Annotated in this window: 10 protein-coding genes; all 10 read right to left on the bottom strand. The window is 41.9% G+C overall.

The window, feature by feature from the left end:
* Positions 1-37: 37 nt before the first annotated feature.
* The 10 genes from IV514_RS15665 to IV514_RS15620 all read right to left on the bottom strand — a co-directional run bounded on the left by IV514_RS15665 (position 38) and on the right by IV514_RS15620 (position 12,376).
* The gene (locus tag IV514_RS15665; RefSeq protein ID WP_206486245.1) at positions 38-2,404 is read right to left on the bottom strand and encodes a family 20 glycosylhydrolase; all 2,367 of its coding nucleotides are present in this window, start codon (positions 2,402-2,404) and stop codon (positions 38-40) included.
* A gap of 129 nt (positions 2,405-2,533) precedes the next feature.
* On the bottom strand, positions 2,534-3,478 hold the full coding sequence (locus IV514_RS15660) for a LysR family transcriptional regulator (protein WP_206486244.1): 945 nt from the start codon (positions 3,476-3,478) through the stop codon (positions 2,534-2,536).
* Positions 3,479-3,621: 143 nt separating this feature from the next.
* Positions 3,622-5,202 carry a S41 family peptidase gene (locus IV514_RS15655; RefSeq protein WP_206486243.1) on the bottom strand — a complete coding sequence of 527 codons (1,581 nt, stop codon included), beginning with the start codon at positions 5,200-5,202 and terminating at the stop codon, positions 3,622-3,624.
* Positions 5,203-5,329: 127 nt separating this feature from the next.
* Positions 5,330-6,193, bottom strand: a complete 864-nt coding sequence (kynA, locus tag IV514_RS15650; RefSeq protein WP_206486242.1) for a tryptophan 2,3-dioxygenase — start codon at positions 6,191-6,193, stop codon at positions 5,330-5,332.
* Entirely contained in the window at positions 6,190-7,575 is a 1,386-nt protein-coding gene (locus IV514_RS15645; protein WP_206486241.1) for an NAD(P)/FAD-dependent oxidoreductase, read from the bottom strand. The genes kynA and IV514_RS15645 overlap by 4 nt, the downstream gene beginning before the upstream one ends.
* Positions 7,568-8,860 carry a kynureninase gene (kynU, locus tag IV514_RS15640; protein ID WP_241242410.1) on the bottom strand — a complete coding sequence of 431 codons (1,293 nt, stop codon included), beginning with the start codon at positions 8,858-8,860 and terminating at the stop codon, positions 7,568-7,570. The genes IV514_RS15645 and kynU overlap by 8 nt, the downstream gene beginning before the upstream one ends.
* 20 nt (positions 8,861-8,880) lie before the next feature.
* Complete coding sequence (locus tag IV514_RS15635; protein ID WP_206486240.1) at positions 8,881-9,900, bottom strand: amidohydrolase family protein; 1,020 nt, start codon at positions 9,898-9,900, stop codon at positions 8,881-8,883.
* The gene (locus IV514_RS15630) at positions 9,900-10,466 is read right to left on the bottom strand and encodes a 3-hydroxyanthranilate 3,4-dioxygenase (protein WP_241242409.1); all 567 of its coding nucleotides are present in this window, start codon (positions 10,464-10,466) and stop codon (positions 9,900-9,902) included. The genes IV514_RS15635 and IV514_RS15630 overlap by 1 nt, the downstream gene beginning before the upstream one ends.
* Positions 10,467-10,482: 16 nt before the next feature.
* Positions 10,483-10,908: a RidA family protein gene (locus IV514_RS15625; RefSeq protein ID WP_206486239.1), complete on the bottom strand. Its 426-nt coding sequence runs from the start codon at positions 10,906-10,908 to the stop codon at positions 10,483-10,485.
* A gap of 4 nt (positions 10,909-10,912) precedes the next feature.
* Entirely contained in the window at positions 10,913-12,376 is a 1,464-nt protein-coding gene (locus IV514_RS15620; RefSeq protein WP_206486238.1) for a 2-hydroxymuconic semialdehyde dehydrogenase, read from the bottom strand.
* Position 12,377 lies beyond the last annotated feature (1 nt).

The raw sequence follows: 12,377 nt of genomic DNA, 5'->3' as shown, positions 1-12,377 counted from the left end.
GTACCTGTCCGTTTTCAGCAATCAAAGCAGTCTCATATTACTGCCGGCACACCTCTAATAATGCTTGCACCAGTAAACCAGAACTCAGGGCAATCTCACGCACTGGTTGCTGTAACTCAGCTAAAGTGTGTTTGATCCGTTTAGTATGCACTTTCGTCATCTTCACACCAGCTAAACAGCTTTGTGCAATAGTGAGGCCCACGGTATTGATCACACGAGCATCATTAACCACATTGGCAATTGACGATAATTTGGGATTAGATTTCACTAACTTAACTAACGGTTGAAAATTCACATGCCAATCTCTCATGGTATTTACAATCTGTTGTAAGCCGCTAATGTTTCCTTGTTGATAGGCGCGTAAATGTTGATGTAAGGTGACCAACGATAAACTTTCAGCCGGCAAAAAATCGACAAAATGATCAAGTGGTGCCTGTTGATGAGCTAACCCCTGATTAAATTTAATATTTTGACGCGTTATAGAATGTGCGGGCTCAACCTGCTGAGCAAATATCTGCAAAGGGTTAATATCAGTACCATTTGCAATTAATGACTGAAAACCTTGTTGTTGTTGAACATTTGATAAAATGCCTATTTGCTCAGCATATTGACTGACTTGCCCAAGGCGTTGATACATATTTTGTGAATCTGTAACGGACTGATGGGACCATAGGCGTTCAGCAATCGCAAATAATCTCGGCCAAATGCGCCTATCAATATTGTCCTCATTGACTAATTCTGTCCATAACAGTGCTTCGCCACCGAGAATTTTTCCTTGCTGTGCTTTGGTAACATTTGGCAATAGTTGCATCTGACTGATATCAAATGATTGCAGTTGCTCTCCCTCTACGGGGAAATAAGTGTTTCCTAGCCGTATTCTGCCACTCAAGGCTTGACCATCACGCAATACAAATTCACCACGCATTGGTCCCAACAGGGTATCCATTGAAAAATTAACCTGTGAAGGTGTTAACGCTAATGCACGATCAACCGCTACCTTTTCAAAGCCTTGCTCACTTAAATTCACATAAGCAGAAATGACATAACCATTTCGTTTGACCAGTACCAATTCACCCTTAACTTGGCTGCCGTTTTGGGCTGTCATGTCAAATTGCCAAGCAGCCGTTTGATCATCTTTGCTCAATTTAATCGGCTGCTCAGCATGAGTTGCTCCCAGCGCAGTTTGATAGTGGTAGGCACTTGCTTGAGCCTGAGCAAGATTAAAGCCTGCCGATAAGATCACCTGCTCCCCTGCTTGAGTTAAAGATGCAGAATAACCGTCACCTCTGCGGAGCATTTTTTTATCATGCGCCGCTAATAGTTGCTGTACGTTCTGGATAAAATGCTCGTATAGCTGTTGCTCATCCGCTAGATTATTTGTGGTCTTATATTGCTCAATGGCTTCATGTTCTTGCCATTGCGCCAGATTGATATCGTCTTCCCCTAAATGAAGGTATGGGTCGGGAAATAAGGCACTTAACTCTGCGACAATATCACTGATAAACTGATAAGTTTGTGCCTGACTCGGGTCAAGAATCGGCATAAATTCGCCCCACTTTTTTTCCATGAAATAGGGTTTATTTACTGCCATTAGTTCAGGGTAGGCTACCGCGATAGCTGAAACGCCACCAGGTAGATTAAATTCTGGAACGACCCGAATACCTAGGTTAGCAGCATAACTTACCACCTCTTTAATTTGCGCTTGCGTGTAATACAAACCATCAGAAGCTAACTGATGAAGCTTAGGGTAACGGGTCGACTCAATTCGCCACCCTTGATCTCCGGTTAAATACCAGTGAAAAACATTAAGCTTGGCTGCCACCATGCCATCAAGCTGGCGTTTAATCGCGCTGATTGGAATAAAATGCCGTACGCTATCAATCAATAGACCACGCCAAGTAAACCTAGGCATATCGTTTATCGTTACCAACGGCAAGCGAATTTCTGGGGAGTTAGCCGCAAAAGCGATTAATTGCAGTAAGGTTGCCATACCGTGCAAAGCACCAAAATCATTAGCAGCATGGATCACTATTCCTTGTTCATTTACTTTTAATTGATAACTTTCATCTACACCTAATGAGGGCAATTGATAATCGGTCATACGACCCAGATTAACCTCAATAAACAGCTGAGTTACCAGTTCATCAGGTTGCTCATTTTGCTCACTCAGCAACTCAATATTATGCTGCGCGAGTAAATTATTGAGTGATCGCTTTATCACAGGGACACGCTCAGCACTTACACCACTAAGCGTGATAACCATTTTATTTTTCAATAAATAATCACCCGTTTGAAACTGTACAGATAATGGATAAGGCATCATTGACAGCCTAGAGGGAACAGCTTGCGCGACAGCATTGACACTGACGATCATCAAACAAACAGTGATGAAGTGCTTTAACATATAAAAACTCTTTCGTTGTAATTAGCTTTGCTATTCACAGTGACTTCAATCAGCATGGTTAACTGCAATAGCCTTATTTTTCGGCAATATCAACATTAATTACCGGATGATTCAATGATTAAACCGTTATTATTTGTGAATCACCTGAGCTAATTCTTGTTGGATTATTTCTGCAAATGAGTGTGCGGGTTCTGCAATAGGTGATTGATTTAAATAAATTAAATGCCAATACAAGGTTAAGCCTTGTTGATCTAGAGGTAACATTGCAATGTCTTGCTGCTGACGATTATCAACAAAGTGAGCGATTTGCCGTTTAGAAAATATTGAAATACCAATATTGGCTTTAACTAATTCGATAATGGCATCATTAAAACCAACTTGCAGTACTTTCTTAGGCAGAACATTACGCGGTTTAAAAAACAGCTCATATTCGCGATCTTTTTCTGGCACAGTTGAGTTGGTTACATAGGTTTCATCGGCAAAGTCTTCCACTTGCAAAAATGCTTGTTGCGCTTTAGGGTGCTCCTTAGACAAACAAGCCACTAGCTCGTCCTCCACTAAGCACACACTGCCAAATTGCTTATCATCAACCACTAAGCTCGGCTCTGCTGTAGAAACCATGGCAATATCAATTTCATGATTGTACAAGGCATTGAGAGGCTGCTCTTGCATCTGTGCACTGATTTCAAGCTCAATTTGCTGATGTCGTTGATGAAACCCCTTCATTACCGCAGGCAACCATTGAAACGAGGCATAATGAGGTAATCCCACCCGTAACACCTGCTCGATACCATCAGTTAAGCGCGCTATATCATGCTCCGCACGTGACAATTCTTGTAAAATTTTTTTCGCCGAATACAGCAAACGTTTACCCGCATTTGACATAATAATTTTACGACCACGGCGAAAAAATAATGGCGTATTCAAACGGCGTTCGGCTTCCCTAATTCGATTAGTTAACGCAGGTTGCGAAATAAACAAGGCTTGTGCTGCTTCTTTTACCGTTTCACAGCGATCCAATTCACAGATCATTTTAAGATGACTCACCGACAACTGGCTTTTACTAATATCCATTGTGAATATAACCACCCAAATAGCGTTGAAAACAGCTTGCAGTGTGTTCAACGCTTACTGATACAAATTTTGAATCAGTTTACCGAATAAAAGTAACATTTGTTATCTTTTATTCGGTTGGTTGCCAGAATAAGGCTAGAGCATTATTTTGTCATAATGCGGTTAGACAATAGCTGAGCGCGGGCGCGAGTATCTTGTACTTTAAATTCAGACCCTAATATCGGCTGAGGAGCAGAGCGAGATAACCCCTGTTGTATAGGCGTTTCCGGACAAGCATTATTCTGAGCATAATAAAGCGCCGCTGATAACATGCCTTCACTCACATCACCAAGTGGTTTTGATAAATCATCTGCGACAGCACAGCCTTGAATTTCGGTATCAAGCATAGGAACAGTTGAAGGACTAAAGCCATCGGCATAATCCCCAAAGCCTTTACTATTTTCACCCTTAAACTGTACGGTAAAATAAGTCGTTTCACAGTTATCTGCCGCATAGAAACCGTATGGTTTACCGCAGGTAGTTGAACCAATTTGGATCACTTCAACATCAATGCCGCGCAAGCCATTGATAAAGGCTTCACTTGCCGAGCAAGTATTAGCAGAAGTTAACACAAAGACCCGATTTAAATTCAGTGTCGGTAATTCTAGTCCCGCAGAAATCACCGAGGTATTGATACCGAGAGTTTCATCATAAAACGGCGTAGGTGATAACGCACGACCAGTAATTGGGTTGGTATTAGGGTATTTATCATTAAAAATAGTAGTTTCAAAGGTTTTGTTTTCTGTTTGTGCGCCTGCCACCATGTAACCCAATTGACTAGCAATAGCTAAATAACCACCACCGTTGTAACGAAAATCAACAATCAGTTCATCGATATTTTGCGGCTCTAACTCATTAAACGCGTCATACAGACCTTTTTCTGCGGTGGCAATATGGTCATTAAAGATCACATAGCCAATTTTCCCGGTCGGTGAGTCAATGGTATCAACCAAAGGCACAGGATCTGAAGTAATGCTTTGCGCCGTTAATGTCACTTCACGATCTTGCTCAGCAGCAAAATCACGAATAACAAAAATAGTTTCTTGTCCTGCTTCACTTGGAAATAAACCATTGTTCAGTACATTAATGCTGGCTTGATCATTCGCCGTAGCGACATTAACGCCATCAATGGCAATGATTTTGGCACCGCGATTAATATTCGCTTCAAACGCAGGAGAGTCAGGCTCATTAAAGGTAACAGTAATGGTACGATCAATATTGCTCCCTTGTTCAATTTTAATATTAAAGCCAAAGCCAACAGATGAACCCGATGAGGTTAATTGCTCCCATTCTTCCGTTGGCATGGTAAAGTGAAATTGATCTTTGAGCTTACCTGATGGGGTTAACGCACTAGTTTTTAAGATATCAAAATACTCGAGTATGCTATAAGGCGCTGGATCTTCATCAGGTATTTCGTCATACCACAAGTAGGTATCATTACTGTATGAACGTTGCCACAGCTTTTCCGCTAATGCACTACCGGTACCATCTGCCTCACATTGCTTAGCTAACTGATCATAATCAGTGAACTCACCTGCAACCCACTTAACCTCTGTGCTTGTTTCAGTATCAGTGTTGTTATTATAATTAAAATTTGTTTGCGGATTACCGCCGCCTCCGCATGCAGTTAAGATGGCAGAGCCAACAAGTAAAGACACGCTGGCTAGATAGTTATTAAATTTCATTGCATTTACTCCAAGTTACATCCCTTCATGCCAAGTCAACAGCATTAAATGACAAAAAACCAACTCAAAAAATAAGTTGGTTAATATAATGTTAATATAAATAAAAGTACACCGTCGATGGTTTTCTTTATAAATGTGTTCTCAAATCAAATAATTCGGGAAAAAAACTAATATCGAGTGCTTTTTTGAGAAAATTAACACCAGATGAACCACCGGTTCCCACTTTATTGCCAATAATACGTTGCACCGTATACATATGCTTAAAGCGCCATTGCTGAAAAGCATCTTCAATATCTATCAACTTTTCGGCTAGCTCATACAACTCAAAATGTTCATCAGCAGCTTGATATACCTTTAGCCATGCAGCTAAAACCGAATCATTTTTTTCATAAGGTAAGGCAAAGTCACGATTTAACACACCATCATCAATTGCCATGCCTTTTTCAGCCAACAATTTGATCACCTCATCATACAAACTAGGCGCCTGAAGCACAGCTTTTAACTCCTGATACACCCTATCGTTTGCCTTGTGTACTTCAAGCAGCGATGCATTTTTATTGCCTAATAAAAACTCAAGTTTTCGATAGCCATATGACTGAAAACCTGAAGAGTGACCCAAAGCATCGCGAAATTTCAGATAATCAACAGGCGTGAGGGTTGATAATATCTGCCATGATTGTGTTAATTGATTGAAGATTTGCTTCACCCGCGAAATCACTTTAAACGCATGACCAAAGTCTCCCTGATGAATATTATCTATCGCAGCTGACAATTCATGCCCCGCTAATTTTAGCCATAACTCACTGGCTTGGTGGATGGTAATAAATAACATCTCATCATGTTGATCAGATAACGGGTTCTGTACATTTAACAGCTGATCCAAACACAAATAATCTCCATAAGACATATCATCGTTAAAATCAGTATGTATGCCATCTTCCATGGCACGGTAATTACGACTATCGGGATCTGAATGGTACGGACAGGTCATAATTGCTCTCCTAAGGGCAGTAATTTTTGCTGGCTTAATTGATATAAGGTTTGATAAACATGTGCTTGCTGCCACTCTTGTTCAATGTTAGGTATGCGCATTATCTCATCCATAATTTCCTGCTGTACATCACCAAAGGCCAGTGCTTTTTTGTATGGGAGATCTGGCGAAAACGTTACCATGGAATACAAAGGTGTCCATAATTCTGGGTGCATTTGATGAAACTTGGCTTCTATTTTTTTTCTCAACAAAAAGCTCGCTTCCCCTGACAAATCACTCATTTCAACAAAATTACGTTTAGCTAATTCGATAATGGCATCACCATTGGCTTTTCGCTCCGCTTGATAAGCATTAAGTATCTCTGACCACTGGTGATCATGCTCCTCAACCAATTCGGCTAAAATTCGACAATCTTCAAAGCCACAGTTCATGCCCTGACCATAAAATGGCACCATGGCATGAGCAGCATCGCCAATCAATGCCACACTACTATTTACCAACCACGGATAAATATGCACTAAGCACAGCGGCGATGCTTGTTTACTTAAAAAGTCCGTAACAGGATCTTCAAGTAACGGCATAGCATCGGCAAAATTTTTCTGAAAAAACGCACTCACATCATCAGCATGATTAAGTGAACTAAAAGAGGTCTCTCCCTCGTGGTTCATAAATAATGTACAAGTAAATGAACCGTCAACATTGGGCAGAGCTATCAGCATAAAATCTTTTCTTGGCCAGATGTGTAACGCGTTTTTTTCCAGTTTATGGCTACCATCTGCATTAGCTGCAATAGTCAACTCCATATAACTCTGCGGCATATATTCAAGGCTATAACTAATACGTTCTTTTGGTAGCTCTTGCATTAAGCGGCGTACCTTAGAAAACGCACCGTCAGCACCAAAAATCAAATCGCTTTGATGATTTTTCTGATGATGATCTTCTTTAATATAAACCGCGGTATTATCTTCAAAGTTTATCTGGTGCAATCGATGGCCAAAGTGAATACTCACTTTCTCTTCTTGTTCAGCCAAATCAATGAGTTGTTCATTAATGCCCGAACGAGACACCGACCAAATGGCCTGCTCGTCTTTGCCATAGGGTAATTGAGTTAATTGGCCTTGTTCATCATGCATAATCCGACAATACATCGGGATGGCTTGTTGACGAATGGCATCATCAACTCCGATCGCCTGTAGTGCTTTCCAACCACGATCAGATAAAGCTAAGTTAATTGACTTTCCTTGGTAAATATTGGTTTTTCGAGAATCAGGTCGCGATTCAAATAAGTCTACCTGATAACCTTTTTTCGCCAACATCACCGCTAATAAAGCCCCAACGGGGCCTGCACCGTTGATTGCAATATTCGTTACCGCTTTACTCATCACGCCACCCCGCAAGCAGTGTTTTTAAGGTTTGACCAAACTGATAAATATCTTCAAAACTGTTATATAAAGGGGTTGGCGCTAAACGTACAACATCCGGCTCACGAAAATCAGCTATCACACCAGCGTCAGTCAACGCGGAAAAAAATGTTTTATCTGTGCCAATAAGCTTAACGGATAACTGACACCCTCGACGCTCTGGTTCTTTCGGGGTAATGATTTGTAAATCAATGTCGGGAAATTGCGCCACGACATCATTAAAAACATACTGCAAAAATGCCGTTAGTTTCAGACTTTTTTGTCGTAAGTTTGTCAGACCCACTTGCTGAAAAATATCCAACGAGGCCTTTAATACCGCCATCCCCATGACTGGCGCATTACTTAGTTGCCACCCCTCTGCACCTGTCATCGGTTCAAAGGTGTTCTCCATTAAAAAGCGACGTTCTTTATTATGTCCCCACCAGCCGCCAAAACGCGGTGTGTCAGTATTGTCGCCATGACGATCATGGACAAATATCGCCCCAACATTACCCGCACTGCCATTAATATATTTGTATGTGCACCACGCCGCAAAGTCGACATCCCAATCATGTAATTTGACCGGAATATTGCCCGCTGCATGTGCCAGATCAAATCCCGCCAGCGCGCCAACAGTATGAGCTGCTTGGGTTAATTTTTCCATATCAAACAATTGCCCGGTAAAGTAGTTCACACCGCCAAAAAATACTAACGCCAATTCATCCTGATGCTCATCAATTGCCGCTAAAATATCTTCTTCACGGATCAAGTACTCTCCACTTCGTGGCGCCACTTCAATAATTGCTTCATCGGGAGAAAAGCCATGATGTTTTACCTGTGTTTCCAGTAAATAACGATCAGATGGAAACATTTTAGCTTCACTGATGATTTTAAATCTTTTCGCGCTCGGACGATAAAATGAAACAAATAGCAGGTGCAAATTAGTGGTTAATGAATTCATGCACACCACTTCCGATTGATTAGCTCCAACAAGTTCTGCCATCGCGGGAGTTAATATTTCATGGTAACTCACCCATGGATGCGTTGCATGAAAGTGTCCTTCTACGCCCCATTTAGCCCAATCCTCTAATTCAGCATTGACATAATCTTTCGCAGATTTTGGGGCTAAGCCCAATGAATTCCCCGTAAAATAAAGGACTTGCTTATCATTAATCACAGGGTGATGAAACCGATCTCGGTAACTGGCTAATTCATCTTGTGCATCTAGTTGCTTAGCAAAGGCTAAAGTATTTTCAAACATCATCATTATCTTCTCGTTTTGTCCGGCTACACCGACAAATTAAAAAACTGCCTAGCATTATCTGCCAGCATTAATTGTTTCTCTTCACTGGTTAAGCGAGGAGCGGTTTTAATCAATTTCCCCATCTCTTGTTCGCCTAAAGGGAAAGGATAATCCGTACCAAACAACAGTCGCTCAGTCCCCATTTTCTGTACCAGCAGATGCAAAGCATCATGGTCAAACACCGCGGTATCTAAATAAAAACGGTCAAGGTAATAGCTTGGAGGATGAGCAGAATGACCTCGGGCAATGTCACGATGTAGCCAGGCATTTTCTAAACGCCCCAATAAGAATGCAAATGAGCCACCACCATGTGCAAAGCAAATTTTTAACTGTTTACTGACTCGATCAAAACCACCACCTAAAATCATCGAGACAATCGATAACTGACTTTCTGCCGGCATGCCAACAGTCCAACCCATCATATAATTTTTGGTGCGATCCGCTGCCATCATGTCCCATGGATGAACAAATACGGGAATATCTTCATCCGCACAGTGCTGCAAAAACGTCAGCACCCCTTCGTCATCCATATTTTTCTCACCCACATGATTACCTATTTGAATACCGACATGGCCCGTCTTCATTGCGCGACTTGCTTCTTTGCAGGCGGCATCAATATCCTGTAATGGTACTTGTGCCATAGCAAATAAACGCTTGTTATCTTTAGCACAAATTTCTAGGGCAGCGTCATTAAATAACTGTGCGCAATATAACGCTTGTTCAATCGGTTTTTCATAGGCAAATAAAATCGGCGTGGCAGAAATAATTTGCTGGTCAACGCCTTGTGCATCCATCTGTGCCAAACGGACCTCAGCATCCCAACAGGCTGAATAAATGGGTCGAAATGCTTGCTGACCTTTCATCAGCATGGCTTTGCTATATCCTTGCTCATTGGTTTCATTAGCAAAATGCTTCAACCAAGGCCAATCTCCACCGCCAAATTTTGCTTCTAGATCTGGCCATGTTTTCGGAAAAAAGTGAGAATGTATATCAATGACCTGCATTAATCGGCTCCTGCTTCATCAAGCGTTACCCACCCTTGGGGTGGTTCTTTGCCTGGGTGAATTTCTCCACAGCTTGGGCAAGTGCGAGCCGCTTCGCTCTGATAAAAGCCTTGGTAGACTGGCGGTAAATCATCCACGATAGAATTCAATATCACTTCATGGCGATGCACTAACCCACCACAGCCAAAGCAGTACCATTCAAAGGCATCTTTTTCCCCTTCAGGACGCTTAGGCTCTATCACTAAACCAATACTACCGGCCATGGGGCGCTGTGGTGAGTGACGGACATGAGCTGGGAGAAAGAAAATATCCCCTTCACGAATAAAAACATCCCGACATTCTCCCTCTTCAATCACTTTTAGCACCATATCGCCTTTGAGCTGATAAAAGAATTCTTCCACAGGATCATCATGAAAATCGGTACGTTTATTAGGACCACCAACCACCATAACCATCATGTCAGTATTTTCCCAAACGACCGCATTGCCAACGGGTGGCTTGAGTAGATGCTGATGTTCTTCAATCCAGTGCTTAAAATTAAAAGCTGATAAATTTGCTTTCATCATATTGTCCTTACATCGTTTAACGATCAGATAATGGTTTGTAAGCGACTGCCTTACATTCGATCAGTAAATGCGGATGAGGTAATTGATGTACCGCGACAGTCGTGCGGGTTGGGCCATCAAAATCAAAATACTCCCCATATATTTGATTGTAGCCTTTGAAGTCATTCATATTGACGAGAAAAGTAGAGATTTCGACTAAATCGGTGAGCTCAGCATCAACCGAATGAAGAATGTCTCGAATATTTTCTATTACAGCACGAGTTTGTGCCTTTATATCTAAGTTCGTCGCACCAAATTCATCCACCTCAACACCCGCAAAGCTGTTATCGGGTAAACGAGAACTGGTGCCTGAAATATAAATGAAATCACCAGCACGCTTCACATGTGGAAACTTGCCTCTGGGCACGGCTTTATCTTGTAATACTTTTGCTTGCGTAGTCATTGCATTAATCTACCTTTATACAAATGTTAACGGGCTCACTATAAAAACTCAGTGAATGTTTACCTCCTTCACGGCCGATACCTGAAAGTTTCACACCACCAAATGGAGCCCTTAGATCTCTTAAAAACCAAGTATTTACCCAGACAAGGCCAACATCGATCTGCGGCGCAACTCGATGTGCTTGCGATAAATTTTCTGTCCAAATTGCCGTTGCTAAGCCATAAGGGGTGTTATTTACACGCGCAATCACCTCATCTTCATCATCAAAAACACTGACATGGCAAATGGGACCAAATATCTCTTCCTGATTCACACGATTATCATCAGACAAGCCAGTAATAATGGTTGGCTCGATATAACAACCTTGATCACGTTCATCATCAAAGTTAGGTACACCACCACCACAAAGAAACTGAGCGCCTTCATCGCGTGCTAGTTGATAGTATGACAGTACTTTTTCTCGATGTGTTTTTGAGACTAACGGACCGATCAACACATCAGGATCTTCTGGGTAGCCAATATTTATCTGTTGAGCTGTTGCCGTTAACCTTGCAATAAACGCCTGAGCAATGCTGCGGTGAACATACACTTTTTCGGTACACAAACACACTTGCCCACAGTTAGTGAAGGTTGACCTTGCCACTCCGGCGACCGCTTTATCAATATCTGCTTGAGCAAAAACAATCGCTGAATTTTTACCTCCTAATTCAAATGAAATAGGTTTTACCGTTTGTGCGACCGACTGCATAATATGCTGACCCGTTTTACTCGCTCCGGTAAAAGTGACGCCATCAACACCCGTGTGTTGCGTGATATAGTCACCGACTTGACTTCCTCGCCCTAGAATGAGGTTAAACACGCCATTAGGTACGCCAACTTCATCCATCACTTGCGCTAATAAAAACGCGGTTGATGATGTTTCCTCAGACGGTTTTAAAATAACGCAATTGCCACAGGCTAATGCAGGGGCAACTTTCCAGGTCGCCAACAACAAAGGGAGGTTCCATGGAGAGATAACCGCGACAACCCCTAACGGTTTATTCACACTGTAATTTAATGCTTTTTCACCTAAGGGGGTTTCTGTGAGAAAGGTTTCGCCATGGTGATAGCGCGCCATATCAGCAAACGCGCGAAAGTTTGCAGCGCCACGAGGAATATCAATAGTGCTCACTTGATGCAAAGATTTACCGGTATCAGCCATCTCTGCTTGAATAAATTCTTGCTGACGCTCAACCATACGATCTGCCACTTTATGAAGTAAGTCGCAACGCTGATTAACAGACATTTTTGACCATTCGCCATTTAACGCACTATGCGCACTTTGCACGGCATCATCAATCTGGTGAGGGCTTGCCTCCGCAATTTGACCAATGACTTGTCCATTAACTGGATTAATATTGTCAAAATAGTGCGTGCTGGCAACAAACTCACCATTAATATAACAATGTAATTGTGACAATTTCTCCATT

Origin of the sequence: Thalassotalea sp. G2M2-11, from assembly GCF_017168195.1 — a bacterium.
Classification (GTDB): Bacteria; Pseudomonadota; Gammaproteobacteria; order Enterobacterales; family Alteromonadaceae; genus Thalassotalea_E.
Note: the sequence above shows the minus strand (reverse complement) of the source record. Positions and strands in the feature narration are given on the sequence as shown.